Here is a 19,644-nt window from a genome sequence, read left to right as displayed (position 1 = left end):
ACGCCAGGGGAGTCCCTGGCGTAATGAGATCAAGCCTGCTGCTTTTTTGACAGGCTCAGTACAAACAGCACCGCTGCGCTTAACACTACCGAAGGCCCCGCTGGCGTATCGTAAAACGCCGAGAAGGTCAGCCCACCGGTGACCGCAATTATCCCTACCAATACCGCATAACCGGCCATTTGTTCCGGAGTACGTGCAAAACGCCGTGCGGTTGCCGCCGGGATAATCAGTAGTGACGTAATAATCAGCGCGCCGACAAATTTCATGGCCAGCCCGATGGTCAAGGCGGTGACCAGCATCAAGATGGTGCGTGCGCGGGGCAGGTTAACGCCATCGACATGTGCCATCTCCGGGCTGATGGTCATCGACAGCAGATCGCGCCATTGCCACCAGAGCACCAGCAGCACAATCACCACGCCGGTGCCGATCATCCAGATATCGCTGATCGTCACCGACAGCAAATCCCCAAACAGATATGCCATCAGATCTACGCGCACGTTGGACATCAGCGCGACCACCACCAGACCCAGCGATAGCGCGCTATGCGCCATAATGCCGAGCAGCGTATCGATCGACAGCTGCGGGCGGCGCTCCAGCCAAACCAGCACCAGAGCCAACAGCAACGTGACGGCAATCACAGCGTAAAACGGGTTGACGTCCAGCAATAAGCCGAAGGCAACGCCTAGCAGCGAAGCATGTGCCAACGTATCGCCAAAGTAAGACATCCTGCGCCAGACCACAAAGGAACCCAACGGGCCCGCCGCCGCAGCCAGCAGCACACCGGCCAGCCAGCCGGGCAATAACAGTTCAATCATGCCTCACGGCCCCCGGTTTTTTTCAGCACAATTCTGCCTTGCAGGTCGTGACGGTGATTATGGTGATGGCGATAGATCGCCAACTGCTCAGCGCCCCGGTTACCGAACATGGCGATAAACTCCGGGTGCATTGACACCACTTCTGGCGTGCCGGAGCAGCAAATATGTTGGTTCAGGCACAGGACGTCGTCGGTTTTGGCCATCACCAGGTGCAGGTCATGGGAAACCATCAGCACCGCGCAGCCCAGCTCTTTGCGCAATTGGTCGATCAGGTCGTATAACGCCAACTGGCCGTTAACGTCCACCCCTTGCGTGGGCTCATCCAGCACCAGCAACTGCGGTTGATTCAACAGCGCTCGTGCCAGTAACACCCGCTGGTTTTCGCCGCCGGACAGTTTTTGCATAGGCTGTTCCAGCAGGTGCGCAGCCTGTACGCGTTTGAGCGCGGGCAAGATATCGGCCTTTTTTACCCCGGGTTTGAGCCGCATAAAGCGGTTGACGGTCAAGGGCAGGGTGGCATCGAGATGCAGCTTTTGCGGCACATAGCCAATGCGCAGCCCAGGCAGACGTTCCAGCGTGCCTTCCGTTGGGGCAATTAAGCCCAGCACTACGCGAACCAGCGTTGACTTGCCGGCCCCGTTAGGCCCGAGGAGCGTCAGAATACGACCCGGTTGCAGGTTGAGAGAGATATTTGTCAGTACCCGCCGGGTACCAAAAGAAACAGAAATATTTTTTAGCGTTGCCAGTGTAGACATATCGTGATTACATTTTGCAGAACTAACCGAATGTTATAATATCACGCTTCTTTGCTGAAAACGACGGGATTACTGATGATGGGACAGAAAAATAAATGGCTGCAACGCACTCTGCTGGCGGCGGCTTTGGTGATGGCGGGCAATGCAACGGCCGCCGTAGTGACCTCTATCCGCCCGCTGGGCTTTATCGCATCCGCTATTGCAGATGGGGTCACGCCTACCGAGATTTTATTACCGGACGGCGCCTCGCCCCACGACTTCGCCTTGCGCCCGTCGGACATTCAGCGGCTGCGTAGCGCCGACCTGGTGCTTTGGGTCGGGCCAGATATGGAGGCTTTTCTGACCAAATCCCTGACGCAGCTGCCCGCGAATAGGCAATTGGCGATCGGTGAACTGCCTGCGGTACAGCCGTTGTTGATGAAAGGCGATGACGACGATGACCATGATCATGCAGCCGAAGCGCATAGTCATGCGGATGGCGACGATGGACATGACCATCATCACGGTGACTATAATATGCACGTTTGGCTGTCGCCAGAGGTGGCAAAAGTGACCGCGATCGCGATTCACGACAGATTATTGGAACTTATGCCGCAAAAGAAGGACAAATTAGACGCAAACCTGCGCCAGTTCGAGGATCAGCTAGCGCAAACTGATAAAAATCTTGTTAAGATGCTAACGCCTGTGCAAGGTAAGGGATATTTTGTTTTTCATGACGCTTATGGCTACTTTGAAAAACACTTCGGCTTGAGCCCACTGGGCCATTTTACCGTTAATCCCGAAATTCAACCTGGCGCACAGCGTTTACACCAAATTCGAACACAGTTGGTTGAGCAGAAAGCAGTCTGCGTTTTTGCTGAGCCACAATTCAGACCGGCCGTAATTAATGCCGTTGCCAAGGGTACCACTGTGCGTTCTGGAACGCTGGACCCGCTGGGCACCGGCATCGAACTGGGGAAAGACAGCTACGGGAACTTCCTGACAGCGCTGTCCAACCAGTACGTGAGCTGCCTGAAGTAAAGATTATGAGGATATTATTGAGTGCAGAAGATAGTCCGAACTATCACTCTGGCGTATAACAACCTGCCTCGGCCCCATCGCGTAATGCTAGGGTCGTTGACAGTCGTTACGTTGGCCGTCGCTGTTTGGCGGCCTTCCGTTTATCACCCAGAACATAACCCTATCGTTAAAAGCGTCGAGTTGGAAGCCAACCAGTTAAGGGCATTGCAGCCCGAAGCCAGTGAACCTATTGATGCCGACCAACCTACCCCCGATGATGACATCCCTGAGGATGAGCTGGACCAGAAGGTCGCCGGAGAGGAGGGTGTGCATGAATATGTGGTTTCTACCGGTGACACGCTCGGCAGTATTCTGACCCAGTACGGCATCGAAATGTCGGATGTTTCGCTGCTGGCTTCGCAGAACCGCGATTTGCGTAACCTGAAAATTGGCCAGCAACTCTCCTGGACGCTTACCGAAGATGGCGATCTTAAGCGCCTGACCTGGGAGGTTTCACGCCGTGAAACCCGTACCTACGATCGCGTAGGCAATTCCTTTAAAGAAACCAAGGAAACCCAGAAGGGTGAATGGCGCAACAGCGTGCTGAGCGGCAAGCTGAACGGCAGCTTTGTCAGCAGTGCCTCGGCGGCTGGCCTGACCCGTGCCGAGATCAATGCGGTGATCAAAGCCCTGCAATGGCAGCTTGATTTTCGCAAGCTGCGCAAAGGCGATCAGTTCGCGGTGTTGATGTCGCGTGAAGAGTTTGATGGCAAGAGCGAGCAAAGCCAACTGTTGGGCGTACGTATGCGTAGCAGCGGCAAAGATTACTTCGCTATCCGCGCCGATGACGGCAAGTTCTACGATCGCCAGGGTTCCGGTCTGGCACGTGGCTTTATGCGTTTCCCGACCATGAAGCAGTTCCGTATTTCTTCCAACTTTAATCCACGCCGCGTAAATCCGGTGACCGGGCGCATTGCACCGCATAAAGGTGTCGACTTCGCCATGCCGGTCGGCACGCCAGTGTTGGCGGTGGGTGACGGTGAAGTGGTGATCGCCAAGCGCAGTGGCGCGGCAGGTAACTATGTGGCGATCCGTCATGGCCGCCAATACACCACGCGCTATATGCACTTGAAAAAGCTGTTGGTCAAGCCAGGGCAGAAGGTGAAACGTGGCGATCGCATTGCACTTTCCGGTAACACCGGCCGCTCTACCGGCCCACATTTGCATTATGAAATGTGGACTAACCAGCAAGCGGTTAACCCATTGACGGCTAAATTGCCTCGCTCTGAAGGGCTGATGGGGAAAGATCGCAGCGATTATCTGGCACAGGTGAAGGAAGTGGTGCCGCAGCTGCAGCTGGATTAACCATCGCTATCCCTTATGATTTCCCATCGGCCTGATTTCGGGCCGATGTTTTTTTATTAATGCCTGCTCGAGATAACGATAGCTGCATTTTGTCAGTGAACGGTGATGGTTTTAACCTGGCTCACCCGCCTGACTGCAACTAGGTATATAGTTTATATCTTCCGAGCAGGTGCGTTGAATAAAGAGCAGGTCATGCAAAACGAGAAGAAATCGAACGTAGAGTTCATCCCACAATTTGATAAAGCCTTCTATCATCCGCGCTACTGGGGCGTTTGGTTGGGAACCGGGCTGATGGCCGGTATTTCTCTGGTCCCTGCTCGAATGCGAGACCCATTACTGGGTGCGATTGGTAAACTGGCTGGCAAGGTTGCGAAAGGGGCACGACGCCGCGCCCGTATCAATCTGCTCTATTGCATGCCGGAACTGCCAGAACAGCAACGCGAGCATATTATCGATGAGATGTTTGCTACCGCGCCGCAATCGATGATCCTGATGGCAGAACTGGCCTGTACCAAACCGGAAAAGGTGCTCAAGCGCGTGCGTTGGCACGGTGAAGACGTGCTGGATAAAATCCGTGAGGAAGGCCGCAACGTGATTTTCCTGGTGCCGCACGGCTGGGCCGTTGATGTGCCAGCGATGCTGATGGCTGCGCGTGGGCAACCCATGGCGGCGATGTTTCATAACCAGAGCAACCCACTGGTCGACTATCTGTGGAATAGCGTGCGCCGCAAGTTTGGTGGCCGCATGCACGCCCGCAACGATGGTATCAAGCCTTTCATCAGTTCGGTGCGCCATGGTTATTGGGGCTATTATCTGCCCGACCAGGATCACGGTGCCGAGCACAGTGAATTCGTGGATTTCTTTGCGACCTATAAAGCCACATTGCCTGCGGTCGGCCGCCTGATGAAAGTCTGCAAAGCGGCGATCGTGCCGCTATTCCCGGTTTATGACGGTAAAACCAGTATGCTGGACATTTATATCCGTGAGCCGATGGATGATCTGGCCGAAGCCGACGATGTTCGCATTGCGCGCCGCATGAACGAAGAAGTGGAAAACCTGGTGGGTCCTAATCCGGAACAATATACCTGGATTTTGAAGCTGCTGAAAACGCGCAAGGAAGGTGAGATTGAACCTTACTCGCGGGACGATTTATATCGTTAAGGCAGTTCTCCACTTCAACCGACTCGTACTCCAGGGGAGTTACACGTGCTGCTAAATGGACGCAGCACGTGTAACGCCCGTACAGTCTAGCCTTGTCGTTTCTTACAATTTCAGCAACTTTTGACAATCTGCAACGACGGACCAGCTCCTTGCCTCTCGGCAGGTAATAGCTAACCACACGTTATGTGGGCGTTAGAATTGGCCTCGGGTTGATGTTATCGACTCGGGGCCTTTCTCTTTGTATCCACACTTTGGCTTCAGATACCAAGATCCAGAGCACCCATGCGTCGTATATTCATCAACCGCTGTGGATTTTGGGCAGACTCTTAACAATGCACCATACAGCCCTGTTGGATCAGCGGTTCAAGCACCGCAGGATAATGGTCGAAATCATTCCAACGCAGATCCAGTCGCCGCAGATTTTTCATTTGCGCCATGCTGGCCGGTAATTCGCTTAATCGGTTTGCACGCAAGTCTAATGAAACCAGTGAACTCAATGCACCAAAGTCTTCAGGTAGCCGGGATAACTGGTTGAAACGCAGGTTGAGGGTGGTCAGCTTGGGCAACTGGCAGAATTGATCGGGTAAGTACGCAATGGCGTTGTTTTCCAAATCCATCACCTGTAACTCTGACAGCTGAGCGATCTCGCTGGGCAGGGTAGTGAGACGGTTTTTCATCAGGTGCAATTCACGTAGTTGCTCCAGCATACCGATCTCTGAGGGCAACGCGGTAATGGCGTTATTGTAGAGACGCAACTCTTGTAGCGAGGCCAGAGCACATAGCGCCGAGGGGATCTCTGTCAGTTGATTATCCGTCAGATTCAGGTAGCACAATGCTTGTAGTTGGCGCAGCGAATCTGGCAACTGGCTAAAGCCGTTATCACTCAAATACAGATATTTTAATTCACGCAACTCGCCGATTTCGGCTGGAATTGTTGCTGCCTGATTGTGGCCAAAATCCAGCATCTGCAACTGGTTTAACATACCGATTTCAGCGGGGAACAGGGCAATCTGGTTGCAGGAAATATTTAGCACTTTCAGGCCGTGGTGGTGAAATATCCGTTCTGGGAAGCTGGTTAGGCGATTATTGTACAGGCTGATTTTTTGCAAGGAGGATCCACTGAGGCTTTCCTCGCTTAGGTTTTCCAACTGCTGGTTATCGAGATCCAACGAACCCTGAGTGTGTTGCCGGTGATGCTGGTGCAGCATGAATGACTCTCCAAAATTGCGGATATCGACTGATGGTACGCAAGCGGGGGAGGTGGGGGAACAAAAATTTGGCGGTGTTGACCTCGAATGCCAAAAGCACCCGAGGGTTTGGAGAGGTTTACGGCTTAAAAGTTTGAATGGAAACCGACGCCGGCGCCCGTGGCGTTGCCGTCCCAGCTAACTTGCATGGTGACGGCACTGTCTTGTGAGGTACTAAATTGCATACCACCCGCGATGGAGGCTTCACCATCATATTCCCCGGCGGCAACGGCGTAGCCAGACTCATTGCGGTTATAATGCAGCGAACTGACCGCTTGCGCCATCGCACCGACTCGTTTGATATCTTTGGTGTTTTCATCGATATCCTTGCGGTTGGCGGCAATATCATGCGAGTTCTGATTGATCGCGGCACTGTTGCTGGCAATACGGGAACGGTTAAGAGCAACGTTGGCGCTATTTTGTTGAATGTAAGCACCCTGTGCGGCCTGTTCGTTACGTACACCGCGCAGAGCAACGACATTGGCGTTAACCAGTGTCATATCCGCATCTTTGCCTTTAGCCCCTTTCTTACCAGTGATGGATTGTCCGTCTTTGCCATCGGCACCGTTCTTACCATCAATACCGTCGCGGGGGATATTAGCCGAGGCATATTTTCCGGCGGTTAATGTGCTCTGTTCGTTTTGCCGATCGTCCTGATGTGAAGCTGGGGCATTCTGATGTGTCGGATTACCTTCGGGATTGTTGTGGTGATAGGCAGCGAGTTCCTCTGCGGCAGCTTTGGCGGTATCGCGCTGTTCCTGAGTCGCGTTGCTGTCCAGATGCGAAGAGCGATCAATCACTGGCGCATCGAGATGGGGGGTAATCAGCGCCTGATGGGGGAGAGTATTTACCGTCGGGCTGGTGTAGGTTAAGCCGAGGTCTTCTAACACTCCTTTAATATTTGTGCCTTCAGGAGCACGCTCGATGAAGCGTTGAATTTTCTGATTTATTTCTTCCTGACTCATGCCTGATTGGATGGTTTGCAGCTCTGTCAACGCACCTGCGAAGCTATCCGCATGGGCGATACCGCTAATTGCGGCCAGCGTGATTAAAGAAGCAAGCAGGGTTTTCTGGATGGTCATTTCTACTACCTATCATTAAGTCATTAAGGTTGGGGAGCTTGATATGACCATCCATAGTCTTTCTTGCTTCTATAGACATTGCATAAACAATCACAGTCTTTGTTTTGTGTTTATAGTCTTTATTTTGTCAATTCTATGTATTGGTAAAGGCTTTTTATTGACTGTTATCAATTTTAAATGACTTACATAAATGTGTTGACTTGATGACTTTCGATCGAAGACTTAAGGCGTTTCAAGTGAGGTGTATTACGCTGGGATGGTAATTGCTAACAGGTGTGGATTATATCCGTGGGCAATGAATTTTGTGAAGGTCTGGCAGATTAGGTGTACTAGGGACGGAAGCCGTGTGAGATGAGAGAGGTAGTCTGGAGACTAGTAGGTCACGTTGCGCCGGACCGTTTCCAAAACCTCGGTCAGCGCAACTGACTATGTTATGACTTACTGATAGTGAAAATCAAAGTCTGCTATGGTGCAGTCACCTGCCAGGCCAATGGCTGCTGATAACGTGGCATAGTAGCTATCAAGGCCAACCGCCTCAACCGCTTCAATCGCGGGTTTGATCCGCATGCAGTAGAGATCAGGGTAACCCTTTTCAACCACCTTGTTGTTAGGGATCTGCTCGCCACACACCGCTTTATAGTAGGTTCTAACGGCTTGCTTGACGCTGGTTGGGGCCTGATTAACCGAAACTTGCTCGCCAAGATCCATCAGCTTTTGCAGGGTGGGGAAGGTGTCGGTCGTCACGCATTCGCGCAGTCTGGCGAAGAAGTTAAGGAAATACTCCACCGAACCCAAGTCCGAAATCTTGGGTTTGGTTGATTTACCATTACGATTGCCTGCAGAAGATCTTGCACCAACTGAGGGGATCAGCTTGTCGAGGTCAAGATTAAACAGATTGTCGGCAATCTCGCGCCGCTCTTTTAGCGGTATTTCCAGCATTTTGGCTATCAGTGCCTTGGCGGGGGCATCGAGCAGACCATGATTGGTGAGCCATTGCGTGCGTGAATATTCTCTTTTGGTCCGCGCCCAATCTGGTGGATTATCCGAGTGGAACAGCGTGGATTTGCCTTTGCTGTCAAAGGCGATATAGGTGCCATCCGCAAACTGAAAACGGGTGTTTTTAAAGCTGCCGATGGTGGTGTTAATGACCAGTACGTCTTTGACAAATTTGGCGACTTCAGGTGCCATGACGAAACTTGTCGAGCTATCGCTGTTAATGACTTCCTTCAGTTTGCTGACGTCGGTCACCTTGGCTGGCAGTAAGGGGAATTCAAAAAATGCGTGTATCATTTATCTGATTGTCCTTTGATTAACCTTTGTCTAATCCAATACTTATTAAAGTTTATCACCTCTTCAAGCTGTCTGTTGCTACTAATTATGATAGCTAGCGCACAGATGGCTTGATGAACTGCTTTTTAGTCTATGCAAAGGAATGGAAGAAAAGCTCAAAGGTCAGCACCTGGGAGACGGAAAACGTTGTCCAGGTATTAAAAAAGCCAGCCGGTAGAGTAACCGGCTGGCTTATAACAGCGTGTCGAAATAACTAAATCAGTCTACGCGCAGGATACGGCTGGTATTGGTGGTGCCCACGGTGCTCATGACGTCACCTTGGGTAACCAGCACCAGATCGCCAGACACCAGGTAACCTTTATCACGCAGACGGGCGATAGCGTCATTAGCGGCGGCAACGCCATCGCTGTGGCTGCCGAAGTAGACCGGGGTAACACCACGATACAGCGCCGTCAGGTTCAGCGTGTGCTCATGGCGTGACATGGCGAAGATCGGCAAGCCGGAGCTGATACGCGACATCATTAGCGCGGTGCGTCCAGATTCGGTCATGGCGATGATGGCGGTAACCCCTTTAAGGTGGTTAGCGGCGTACATGGTCGACATGGCGATGGCTTCTTCGATATTGTCGAACTGCACGTCCAGACGGTGCTTGGATACGTTGATGCTTGGGATTTTCTCTGCGCCCAGGCAAACACGCGCCATGGCGGCTACCGTTTCGGCTGGATACTGGCCCGCAGCGGTTTCGGCAGACAGCATGACCGCATCGGTACCATCCAGCACGGCGTTCGCCACGTCCATCACTTCGGCACGGGTCGGCATCGGGTTGGTGATCATCGATTCCATCATCTGCGTGGCGGTGATCACCGCACGGTTCAGTGTACGGGCGCGACGGATCAGTTTCTTCTGGATGCCCACCAGCTCCGGATCGCCGATTTCGACGCCCAGATCGCCACGGGCAACCATGACTACGTCGGAAGCCAGAATGATGTCATCCATCGCTTCGTCGCTGCATACGGCTTCAGCACGTTCTACTTTTGACACGATTTTGGCGTTGCAGCCTGCGTCACGTGCCAAGCGGCGAGCATAGTTCAGGTCTTCGCCGGTACGTGGGAAGGAGACGGCCAGGTAGTCGACACCAATTTTGGCGGCGATCAGAATATCGGCTTTGTCTTTTTCGGTCAGAGCTTCGGCAGAAAGGCCGCCGCCCAGTTTGTTGATGCCTTTATTGTTCGACAGCGGGCCACCTACGGTGACTTCGGTGAACACTTTCATGCCCTGAACTTCCAGCACTTTCAGCTGTACGCGGCCATCGTCCAGCAGCAGCACATCGCCAGGAACCACGTCCGCAGGCAGGCCTTTATAGTCGATACCGACTTTTTCTTTATCGCCTTCACCCTTGGTCAGATTGGCATCCAGCAGGAATTTATCGCCGATGTTAAGGAAAATCTTGCCTTCCTTAAAGGTGGAAACGCGGATTTTTGGCCCTTGAAGATCGCCCAGGATAGCGACATGACGCCCCAGCTTGGCCGCAATCTCACGCACTTTATCTGCCCGTGCCTGATGGTCTTCTGCATTGCCGTGGGAAAAGTTAAGCCGAACTACGTTCGCACCAGCAGCAATAATCTTTTCCAGATTATTGTCGCGGTCGGTAGCCGGACCCAGTGTGGTAACGATTTTGGTTCTTCTGAGCCGTCTGGTCATGTATTACTCCGTTGACTTGTGACGCAAGTATTGGTGTTGCTGAACGTCAGATAACGAAACCGGATGAGGGGGCCGACGTTTTTCGCCTACCCAATGTTCATCTGGGTTATCTGTATGAACGAGCTATCAGGGTACAACTATAATCCCGCGGGTCAACTTGTGATCTGACCGGCGGTTTTTAAATCCGTTTTCAGTCGAAACTGTTGGGGACGATCCCTTTATCAAAGCGCGATTCTTTCAACGCTTCCTTGACCCGCTTCAAGTTATCTCTGAATTTAGCCCCTCGACGCAAGGTAAATCCAGTGGCCAGCACATCAATCAGGGTCAACTGTGCAATTCGGGACACCATGGGCATATAAACATCGGTATCTTCCGGCACGTCCAACAGTAGGGGGAGGGTCGCAGCCTGGGCCAACGGTGTATCTTTCGAGGTGATGGCGATGACCGTGGCGTCATTCTCTCGTGCCAGATGCGCCATCTCGACCAAATTCTTGGTGCGCCCGGTATGGGAGATTAATACAACGACATCTCCCTCGACGGAGTTCATGCAGCTCATGCGCTGCATGACGATATCGTCAAAATAGACCACCGGAATATTGAAGCGGAAAAATTTGTTCATGGCGTCGTGCGCCACGGCAGCAGAGGCCCCCAGGCCGAAGAACGAGATTTTTTTTGCCTGGGTAAGCAGATCAACCGCACGATTGATTGCGGTAATGTCGAGATTTGCCTTTACTGTATCCAGGTTGGCCATCACCGACTCAAAGATCTTACTGGTGTAAGCGGCAACGGTGTCGTTTTCTTCGACATTGCGGTTTACATAGGGTGTACCGTTGGCCAGACTTTGAGCCAGATGCAGCTTGAAATCGGGGAATCCTTTGGTTTCAAGGCGGCGGCAAAAGCGGTTAACGGTCGGCTCACTGACATCGGCCAATTTGGCCAGCCGGGCGATGCTGGAGTGAATAGCGGTTTGTGGGGAGGCCAGGATCACCTCGGCGACTTTCCTTTCCGATTTGCTCAGGAGCTCCAGATGGTTCTGGATTTTTTCCAGCGTATTCATATAACGAGAGTCACTCATGGTTTATACCTGCCGGACACCTGCTGTCACTGGTGATCCATAGGGTATGTCGATTTCAATCAAAGGAGAAATCAATCCGGTTTAATGAAAATATACTACGTGCTGGTAAGCGTTGGCAGTGTCGACAAGGGATAAGCTGGCTTTTTTCACCAGAACATGACCTGTGTCTAACTTTCATAATGGTAAAAGAGTGTCAAAAAAGATAGAAAATTACAGTTTCCCCCGTTGCCAGCAGCGTTAGCGCTACGTCAGGGATAACGCCGTAGTTTCTAGGGCTTTTTTTCTGCTTTTGATCCGGGTTTACTGGCCGTAGCGAAAGAGAGTACATTAGTAATGTAAGAAAATTACAAATATCCTGCATCGAGGAGATGAACATGGCGGTAACCTCTACAGCCCAGGCCTGTGACCTGGTTATTTTCGGCGCAAAAGGCGATCTGGCGCGTCGTAAACTGCTGCCTTCCCTGTACCAGTTAGAGAAAGCCGGTCACATCCACCCGGATACCCGTATCATCGGGGTAGGCCGTGCCGAGTGGGATAAAGAAGCTTATACCAAGGTGGTCAAGGAAGCCCTGGGCACCTTTATGAAAGAAAAGCTGGACGATGAGCTTTGGGCCACGCTGAGCGCACGCCTGGACTTCTGCAATCTGGACGTCAACGACAGCAAGCACTTCGCCGAGTTGGGCAAGATGCTGGATCAGAAACATCGTACCACCATCAACTATTTCGCCATGCCGCCAAGCACCTTTGGTGCCATCTGCAAGGGCCTGGGCGAGGCCAAGCTGAATAAAGAACCGGCGCGCGTGGTGATGGAAAAGCCACTTGGTACTGACCTGGCATCCTCACGGGTGATCAACGATCAGGTCGCTGAGTACTTTAACGAATCCCAGGTTTACCGCATCGACCACTATCTTGGCAAAGAGACGGTACTGAACCTGCTGGCGCTACGCTTTGCCAACTCCCTGTTTGCCTCCAACTGGGATAACCGCACCATCGATCACGTGCAGATCACCGTGGCGGAAGAGGTAGGTATTGAAGGGCGTTGGGGTTACTTCGATCAGGCCGGGCAGATGCGCGACATGATCCAGAACCACCTGTTGCAGATCCTGACCATGATCGCCATGTCACCACCGGCGGATCTGACCACTGACCGTATCCGTGATGAGAAAGTGAAAGTGCTGCGCTCGCTGCGCCGTATCGATCAGACCAATGTCCGGGAAACCACCGTGCGCGGCCAGTACACCGCAGGCTTCGTGCAGGGTAAAAAAGTGCCGGGCTATCTGGAAGAGGAAGGGGCAAACAAGAGCAGCAACACCGAGACTTTTGTGTCCATCCGCGTCGATATCGACAACTGGCAATGGGCTGGGGTGCCATTCTATCTACGTACCGGCAAGCGTTTGCCGACCAAATGTTCAGAAGTGGTGGTGTACTTTAAAAACCCACCGCTGAACCTGTTCCGTGACTCCTATCAACAACTGCCACAGAACAAATTGACCATTCGCCTGCAGCCGGACGAAGGGATCGAAATCCAGGTATTGAACAAGGTGCCGGGGCTGGATCACAAACATCGTTTGCAAACCACCAAGCTGGATCTGAGTTTCTCGGAAACCTTTAACCAGGAACACGTGGCCGATGCCTATGAGCGTCTGCTGCTGGAAACCATGCGCGGCATTCAGGCGCTGTTTGTGCGTCGTGACGAAGTGGAGGAAGCCTGGAAGTGGGTTGACTCAATCATGGATGCCTGGAAAGCGGACAACGAAGCACCTAAGCCATACCAGTCTGGGACTTGGGGGCCGGTGGCTTCCGTCGCGATGATCACTCGCGATGGCCGTTCGTGGAACGAATTCGAATAAGCAGCAGTTAACCAGCTCCCTCTCTCGCCCTAACCCTCTCCCAAAAGGAGAGGGAACCGATCGAGCTCTCCGCTACCCTGGTGTTCTTTCTGAGGCCAGAGGTAGATTGAGACCGATTTATTATCGGAGAGGCCTGGGGTGAGGGGCTGGTAACACGTCAACAGAATTAGCCTAGGTGACCGGCGTCAGCCTGTCTGCTGGCTTTTAGCGGTGCGATCGGAATCTGCAGCGATGCGGAGCCCTGTGGCAGGGGCGTGCCAACACCAACCGAAAGTAATGGAGAGAATGACGATGAAAAACTGGAAAACCAGTGCAGAACAGATCCTGACGGCAGGCCCCGTAGTTCCGGTGATTGTGATTAACAAACTGGAACACGCTGTGCCGTTGGCCAAAGCACTGGTTGCGGGTGGCGTGCGTGTGTTGGAAGTGACGCTGCGTACCGCCTGTGCGATGGACGCGATTCGTGCGATCGCCAAAGAAGTTCCTGATGCCATCATTGGTGCGGGCACGGTGATCAATCCACAGCAGTTGCAAGAAGTGACCGAGGCCGGTGCACAGTTTGCCATCAGCCCTGGTCTGACCGCCGATCTGCTGAAAGCCGCCACCGCAGGCAGCATTCCGTTGATCCCGGGTATCAGCACCGTTTCCGAGCTGATGTTGGGGATGGATTATGGCCTGCGCGAGTTTAAATTCTTCCCAGCGGAAGCCAACGGTGGCGTCAAGGCGCTACAAGCCATTGCCGGGCCGTTCTCGCAGGTGCGCTTCTGCCCAACCGGCGGTATCACGCCAAACAACTACCGTGACTATCTGGCACTGAAAAGCGTGCTGTGCATCGGTGGTTCCTGGTTAGTGCCTGCGGATGCGCTGGAAAGCGGCGACTATGCTCGCATCACCGAATTGGCGCGTGAAGCCGTCAAAGGTGCTACCGCCTAAACCCGCGTTCGCTCCTGCTGATGCCAATCCTCTGTGATTGGCATTTTTTTTGCCTGTAAATACCACAACTTCACATTTTGCGGTGCAACGATGGCCTCATTGATCGATATAGCAAATGCACTGAGGTTACAATCGCGCGCACTGTCACTGAACATCGACGAACTTAAGGTGTTGAAAATGCCCTGTATCCTCCATTGGGATATGAAGCACTTCGTTGTGCTGGTCAGTATCAGCCGCGGACGAGCAGTTATCCACGATCCGGCTTTCGGGCGTAAGGTGATGGAATTGCATGAGCTCTCACGGCACTTCACCGGGGTAGCACTCGAACTGTGGCCCGACAGCGAATTTCAACCAATCAAGCAGCAGAGCAGGTTACGTTTTCGCAAGCTCATGGCCAACGTGCACGGCCTCAAGGGGGCATTGTTTAAGATCTTCTGTCTTTCGATAGTGATTGAAGCCATCAACCTGTTGCTGCCGGTTGGCACACAGTTGGTTATGGATCATGTCATCCTGGCTGGTGACCATGACCTTTTGGCTTTGATATGCATAGGATTGTTGTGCTTCATTTTATTCCGTACTGGCGTATCCATGCTGAGAACGTGGATTTCCATTGTTATGGGGGCGCTGATAGACGTACAGTGGAAGGCGGGGTTTTTCGATCATCTGCTGAAACTGCCTCTTTCTTTTTTCGAAAAGCGCAAGCTGGGTGATATTCAATCCCGCTTCGGTTCGCTGGATACAATCAGAACCACCTTCACCACCAGCATCGTCAGCAGTATTATCGATGGCATCGTGTCAGTAGGCGTGTTTATTATGATTTTGCTTTATGGCGGTTGGCTAGTGTGGGGGGTGTTCGGCTTCACTGCGGTATACATCATCTTACGGCTATCGACATACCAATATCATCGGCAACTGTCTGAAGAGCAACTGGTAAAGGGCGCGCGGGCAAGTTCTCACTTTATGGAGACGTTGTATAGCATTGGTACCTTAAAAGCATTGGGATTATCCGAGACTCGGGCACAGTTTTGGTTAAACCTGAATGTGGAAACGATTAACGCTGGCATCAAGTTAACCAAGCTGAATATGATAATACCAACACCAGATTATCATTGATTCCATAATGAAAATTCTGAAAGTAGCGTTGAAAAAAAGTGAGAGCATCTCGTGTTTATAAATAACAAGCATTAGTGGTGGCGTAAAAAATGAAGCTCTAGATGTTAATGATTAAAATAAACCTTACAATACAAACGATATGATTTATGCTAGTCAGTAGGTACGGATGAGGCATTGACCCTGTTGGCCAATAACGGTTGAGTTTGGCCATTGTCTATAATGCATTTAAATGCATATAGGTGATCTTAACATCATATTTGTAGTGATTAATTTATTGAACCACTCCCTTTAAGATGTTATCTTTTTCATTCCATTAGTAGGAAATGGAGGTTTTATGTTTTTAGTTCTAATGGTCTTACAGTTTGTTGTCGCTTTTATCGCATATGATTATTGTGAAAAAAGAGTAGATAAATTAAATAGTAAATAACCTAAACAAGCAGGGTCGTCTTTTTTCGACTCTGCTTTCTATTTCATCCACGAAGAAGTTAGGCTTGACACCGTTTCCATCGTCTGTTCTGTGAAGGATTGGTGAGTATTTAAAAAAACCAATAATGTAGACTCAGATATATCTTGTGGTAGTTCTAATCATTATTCTACCATCATCTGAAAATACACCTAGGCAGCCGTTTCTGTTGAAATTCGACTGCTAATGAAATTGCCGTAGGTGATTATCCTATTGTGCTTGTAATATCGAAAATAAAAGATGTCGGATCATATGATTTATTACCTTGATAATCATGGAGGAATGATAGTTCAATACCCGTTAATGCTCTCATGTAGACTCCATCCTTGTGAATGGTGACATACAAAAAAGATGCCATTGTAGAACCATAAATTGCCGATGTTATAAGTCCAATCGCGTATTTAATGACTTTCTTTTGCTGCAATAGTATAAAATATTAAATGCTAATGATAATCATTTATGAAAAAGCTACAGCGATTAAACTGAAAAGTCAATAGATGTTTCCATAATTATTCCCAAGGTCCGCTTGGAAAATGGTATATCCCACCATAAGGGCTTCCGCAGGTAGTTAATGCTGGCTTTTTGTATTGATGAAAGAAGGGGTAATCCTTCTAAATATAATCAGTATCTATAATTGTTGACGATTGGGGTTCTGATGAAAGGAGCAATGGCAATAACATTCCCTCAAGGGTAAATATCACTCCATGAGTGCATGGAATATAGCAAGTCGAATAGCTAGGGGAACTCTCTATCACTTGCTAAGGCGCATGCTACCTGAATTTTTCGCATTTAAAAGTCGCTGAAGTTGTCCAAAGGCTCGGACAGAAACCTGGTTTTTTGCCTGCAAATGCCACAACACTCCATTTCGCTGTGGCCGTCTTCCACACCCCTGTATTAGGATGACCTGTGGCGAGATGGACCGTAAACTTGCCAATTACCGTCTTTTTCTTCTTTATAATTAATAATAACAACAGGTTAAAATGAAACGTAAAGATGCAGTTCGCCAGGAGCTGGAACGTCTTACCCTTACGCTTAGCCGGGAAACGCTGGAACAAAGCGCTGGCGGTTTCGCCGCGGAAACCATCGCTTTCAACCTGGGATTGGCGCGTAACTCTGTCAGTAAAGATCTCAACGAGTTGCACGGTGATCGGTTGGTCATCAAGATTAAATCCCGTCCCGTGCTGTTTTTGCACCGGGCAGTCTGCGAACAGTTGATTGAGCAGTCGCTGCCAGATGACAGGCTGGAAGCCAAAGACTTGCTGGATCTATTACCCGCCAAAGCCTTGCCGCAGCCAGCCAGTGATGACCCTTTTCATACGGTAATTGGTTATGACCGCAGTCTGCGGCTGTCAGTAGAGAAGGGCAAGGCGGCGGTGCTTTATCCCGGTGGATTGCATGTGTTGCTTACCGGGCCTTCCGGGGTGGGGAAAACCTTCTTTGCCGAGGTGATGCACCAATTCGCCACGGTGCAACAGCCACAGCGCCAAATCCCGTTGGTGTATTTCAACTGTGCCGAGTATGCCCATAACCCGGAGCTGCTTTCGTCCCATCTGTTTGGTCATAAACAGGGCGCGTTTACCGGCGCGATCGAAAGCAAACGTGGCCTGATCGAACAGGCGGACGGTGGCTTTCTGTTGCTCGATGAAGTTCATCGCTTGCCCTACGAAGGGCAAGAGAAACTGTTTTCGATCCTCGATAAAGGTGAATATCGTCCACTGGGTTCAAGCGATAAAGCCCGCCCCATCAGCGTACGGCTGATTTGTGCTACCACCGAAAGCCCAGACTCAACGCTGCTACGCACTTTCCTGCGGCGTATTCAGGTGTCGATTGCCATACCGGCGCTGCGGGAACGCTCGCTGGAGGAACAGGTAGAAATCATTACCGGTTTCTTACAGCTCGAGAGCCGCAAAATTGGCCGTATTATCCGCCTGGATAAGGGATTACTGCTCTATCTGTTGGAGAAGCCACTGAGCGGCAACATTGGCCAACTCAAAAGCGATATCCAATTCCTTTGTGCCCAGGCTTGGGCCAGTGGGATGGGACACAGTAGCCCAAGGTTGCTGCTGGATAAGCGGCTGATGGACGTACCGCACTCAGCCAGCGCAAGCAGCCGCCTGCTGGTGGATGCGCTATTTGGTCAGCAGGAGTATCTGGATATCAGCTCACAGCCTATGGAGCAGCTCAAGCAGCATCTGAGCGCCTTGAGCAGCGAGCAGGACAGCGATCTGTTTTACACCTATCTGACGCGCGAATACGTCAACCTGCGCAACAGCAACGTGCCGCCGCAGGAAACCCTGTCAATCCTGAAGAACAAGCTACGCACCATTTTTGAATATGGGTTGTACAGCCGCAACGGAGGGGAAAGCGAGGAACGCTATTATGGCGGCCAGGTTGAGCAACGCATCACCCTGTTAATCGGCTGCATTGAACAGGTGTTGGGTTTCCCGCTGCCACAGAATATGGCCGGTCATCTGCGTAAACACCTGCTGGCACTGCTTTCCTATGTGCAGAAAGGGCTAATCCCTAACCTGTACTCCTCCAGCCTGATCCTGGATTACTGCAAGGATGAGTACGACAACGCCAACCAGCTATGTCGTAAAATCAATGAAATCTTCCACATCCAGTGCCCGTCGACGGAAATCGTCTACCTGTGCCTGTTTTTGAAGGAGTGCCGTAGTTTCCGCCAGCGCAAGGAGGTTAACCCTGACTGCGGTGCCATGTTGATCGGCCACGGTACTACCACGGCCAGCAGCATGGCGCACTATGTCAATCGGGTGCTGGAATGTGAGTTGTTTACCGCCATCGATATGCCGTTCGAGCAGTCGGTGCATGACACATTGGAATTACTGATCGCGACACTGCGGGAAAAGCGCTATCAGCGCTTGATCCTGATTGTGGATATCGGCTCGTTGGTGCACTTTGCCAGCACCGTCAGCAAACTGTTCCATATCGATGTGCTGCTGATCCAGAACATCACCATGGGGGCGTTGCTGGAGATTGGGTTGGATCTGACCTATGAAACCAGTGATTTCGTCCCCTTGATGGAACTGATGACCAGCAAAGGGATTGCCCACCAGCTTTACGACCAGCGGGAAGATGAGACCGGCAAGGTGTTGGCAATCTCCTGTATCACCGGGATGGGCACGGCGGTGAAGATCAAAAAAGTGCTGGAGGAAAGCTTCGGTGAGCTGATGGCGGAAGATACCCGCATGGTCTTGGTGGATTACAACGAAGTGCGCAGCCTGGAGCGGTTGCGTCAGGCGATAGGCGGTAACGAGCGGCTGGTGGGGATCGTGGGCACCTTCCAGCCCGGCTTGCCGGATATCCCGTTTATCGCGTTGGAAGAGCTGTTCTCCGAACAGGGGCCGGAACTGGTGCTCAGCCTGTTAAACCCGGACCTTGGCAGCGCCGAACGCCAACTGCAAGTGGAGCGTTGTTCAATGCGCTTCATCAGCGCGCTGACGCTGGAGAGCATCATCAACCATATTTCCGTGCTCAATCCCCAACGTATTCTGCAAGAGATCGAAGCGGTGTTGCATCAGATTTGCCGCACGCTGGATCTACAGCCCTCAAGGCAAGTGACACTTCGCTTCCTGATCCACTGCTGTTGCATGGTGGAGCGTATCGTTTTAAGCCACAAACCGTTACAGATTGCCCTGGATGCTCAGCAGGATATCGACCAGCAGGCGTTTTCTGTCATCAAAGACGCGTTTTCGCCGATTGAACGTGCCTATTCTATCCGCCTGTCTGATGCGGAATATTTTTATATCTACGAGCTCCTCTACCGCTAAACCC

Annotated in this window: 13 protein-coding genes and 1 pseudogene; 7 read left to right on the top strand and 7 right to left on the bottom strand. The window is 51.5% G+C overall.

Features of this window, described 5'->3' with window-relative positions; translation table 11 throughout:
* Nucleotides 1-29: 29 nt before the first annotated feature.
* Complete coding sequence (gene znuB / locus N6G83_RS28005) at nt 30-815, bottom strand: zinc ABC transporter permease subunit ZnuB (RefSeq protein WP_074028721.1); 786 nt, start codon at nt 813-815, stop codon at nt 30-32.
* Complete coding sequence (gene znuC / locus N6G83_RS28000) at nt 812-1,570, bottom strand: zinc ABC transporter ATP-binding protein ZnuC (RefSeq protein WP_024528731.1); 759 nt, start codon at nt 1,568-1,570, stop codon at nt 812-814. The genes znuB and znuC overlap by 4 nt, the downstream gene beginning before the upstream one ends.
* A 78-nt stretch (nt 1,571-1,648) precedes the next feature.
* On the opposite strand from znuC, the gene znuA reads away from it, so the two are divergent.
* The 3 genes from znuA to lpxM all read left to right on the top strand — a co-directional run bounded on the left by znuA (nt 1,649) and on the right by lpxM (nt 5,095).
* Nucleotides 1,649-2,590: a zinc ABC transporter substrate-binding protein ZnuA gene (gene znuA / locus N6G83_RS27995; protein ID WP_024528732.1), complete on the top strand. Its 942-nt coding sequence runs from the start codon at nt 1,649-1,651 to the stop codon at nt 2,588-2,590.
* A gap of 21 nt (nt 2,591-2,611) precedes the next feature.
* Nucleotides 2,612-3,934 carry a murein DD-endopeptidase MepM gene (gene mepM / locus N6G83_RS27990; protein WP_024528733.1) on the top strand — a complete coding sequence of 441 codons (1,323 nt, stop codon included), beginning with the start codon at nt 2,612-2,614 and terminating at the stop codon, nt 3,932-3,934.
* A 192-nt stretch (nt 3,935-4,126) separates the two neighbouring features.
* On the top strand, nt 4,127-5,095 hold the full coding sequence (gene lpxM, locus N6G83_RS27985) for a lauroyl-Kdo(2)-lipid IV(A) myristoyltransferase (protein ID WP_024528734.1): 969 nt from the start codon (nt 4,127-4,129) through the stop codon (nt 5,093-5,095).
* Between the two features lie 326 nt (nt 5,096-5,421).
* Here lpxM and N6G83_RS27980 read toward each other — a convergent pair whose 3' ends face one another.
* The 5 genes from N6G83_RS27980 to N6G83_RS27960 all read right to left on the bottom strand — a co-directional run bounded on the left by N6G83_RS27980 (nt 5,422) and on the right by N6G83_RS27960 (nt 11,472).
* The gene (locus tag N6G83_RS27980; protein WP_211134575.1) at nt 5,422-6,303 is read right to left on the bottom strand and encodes a leucine-rich repeat domain-containing protein; all 882 of its coding nucleotides are present in this window, start codon (nt 6,301-6,303) and stop codon (nt 5,422-5,424) included.
* Between the two features lie 125 nt (nt 6,304-6,428).
* A complete protein-coding gene (locus tag N6G83_RS27975; protein WP_211134574.1) occupies nt 6,429-7,424 on the bottom strand; it encodes a YadA-like family protein in 996 nt (331 codons plus the stop codon).
* A gap of 438 nt (nt 7,425-7,862) precedes the next feature.
* Complete coding sequence (locus N6G83_RS27970) at nt 7,863-8,714, bottom strand: hypothetical protein (RefSeq protein WP_211134573.1); 852 nt, start codon at nt 8,712-8,714, stop codon at nt 7,863-7,865.
* Between the two features lie 258 nt (nt 8,715-8,972).
* A complete protein-coding gene (gene pyk / locus N6G83_RS27965; RefSeq protein ID WP_021181157.1) occupies nt 8,973-10,415 on the bottom strand; it encodes a pyruvate kinase in 1,443 nt (480 codons plus the stop codon).
* Between the two features lie 190 nt (nt 10,416-10,605).
* The gene (locus N6G83_RS27960; protein ID WP_024528738.1) at nt 10,606-11,472 is read right to left on the bottom strand and encodes a MurR/RpiR family transcriptional regulator; all 867 of its coding nucleotides are present in this window, start codon (nt 11,470-11,472) and stop codon (nt 10,606-10,608) included.
* A 392-nt stretch (nt 11,473-11,864) separates the two neighbouring features.
* Here N6G83_RS27960 and zwf point away from each other — a divergent pair, with 392 nt between their 5' ends.
* The 4 genes and pseudogenes from zwf to dagR all read left to right on the top strand — a co-directional run bounded on the left by zwf (nt 11,865) and on the right by dagR (nt 19,640).
* Complete coding sequence (gene zwf / locus N6G83_RS27955) at nt 11,865-13,340, top strand: glucose-6-phosphate dehydrogenase (protein WP_021181158.1); 1,476 nt, start codon at nt 11,865-11,867, stop codon at nt 13,338-13,340.
* 291 nt (nt 13,341-13,631) lie between these two features.
* On the top strand, nt 13,632-14,273 hold the full coding sequence (locus tag N6G83_RS27950; protein ID WP_021181159.1) for a bifunctional 4-hydroxy-2-oxoglutarate aldolase/2-dehydro-3-deoxy-phosphogluconate aldolase: 642 nt from the start codon (nt 13,632-13,634) through the stop codon (nt 14,271-14,273).
* An 81-nt stretch (nt 14,274-14,354) separates the two neighbouring features.
* A pseudogene (locus N6G83_RS27945) lies at nt 14,355-15,359 on the top strand (ABC transporter transmembrane domain-containing protein); the annotation flags it as partial.
* Between the two features lie 1,470 nt (nt 15,360-16,829).
* Nucleotides 16,830-19,640 carry a transcriptional regulator DagR gene (gene dagR, locus N6G83_RS27940; RefSeq protein ID WP_211136464.1) on the top strand — a complete coding sequence of 937 codons (2,811 nt, stop codon included), beginning with the start codon at nt 16,830-16,832 and terminating at the stop codon, nt 19,638-19,640.
* Nucleotides 19,641-19,644: the final 4 nt, after the last annotated feature.

The sequence above is a fragment of the Serratia sp. PL7 genome, from assembly GCF_945957435.1.
The sequence above is the reverse complement of the archived record's forward strand: the minus strand, read 5'-3'. Positions and strand labels throughout refer to the sequence as shown.

Bases quoted from the DNA above. Each gene is read 5' to 3' on its own strand.
- znuB (WP_074028721.1), bottom strand. From the start codon at position 815: ATGATTGAACTGTTATTGCCCGGCTGGCTGGCCGGTGTGCTGCTGGCT.
- znuC (WP_024528731.1), bottom strand. From the start codon at position 1,570: ATGTCTACACTGGCAACGCTAAAAAATATTTCTGTTTCTTTTGGTACC.
- znuA (WP_024528732.1), top strand. From the start codon at position 1,649: ATGGGACAGAAAAATAAATGGCTGCAACGCACTCTGCTGGCGGCGGCT.
- lpxM (WP_024528734.1), top strand. From the start codon at position 4,127: ATGCAAAACGAGAAGAAATCGAACGTAGAGTTCATCCCACAATTTGAT.
- N6G83_RS27980 (WP_211134575.1), bottom strand. From the start codon at position 6,303: ATGCTGCACCAGCATCACCGGCAACACACTCAGGGTTCGTTGGATCTC.
- N6G83_RS27975 (WP_211134574.1), bottom strand. From the start codon at position 7,424: ATGACCATCCAGAAAACCCTGCTTGCTTCTTTAATCACGCTGGCCGCA.
- N6G83_RS27970 (WP_211134573.1), bottom strand. From the start codon at position 8,714: ATGATACACGCATTTTTTGAATTCCCCTTACTGCCAGCCAAGGTGACC.
- pyk (WP_021181157.1), bottom strand. From the start codon at position 10,415: ATGACCAGACGGCTCAGAAGAACCAAAATCGTTACCACACTGGGTCCG.
- N6G83_RS27960 (WP_024528738.1), bottom strand. From the start codon at position 11,472: ATGAATACGCTGGAAAAAATCCAGAACCATCTGGAGCTCCTGAGCAAA.
- zwf (WP_021181158.1), top strand. From the start codon at position 11,865: ATGGCGGTAACCTCTACAGCCCAGGCCTGTGACCTGGTTATTTTCGGC.
- N6G83_RS27950 (WP_021181159.1), top strand. From the start codon at position 13,632: ATGAAAAACTGGAAAACCAGTGCAGAACAGATCCTGACGGCAGGCCCC.
- dagR (WP_211136464.1), top strand. From the start codon at position 16,830: ATGAAACGTAAAGATGCAGTTCGCCAGGAGCTGGAACGTCTTACCCTT.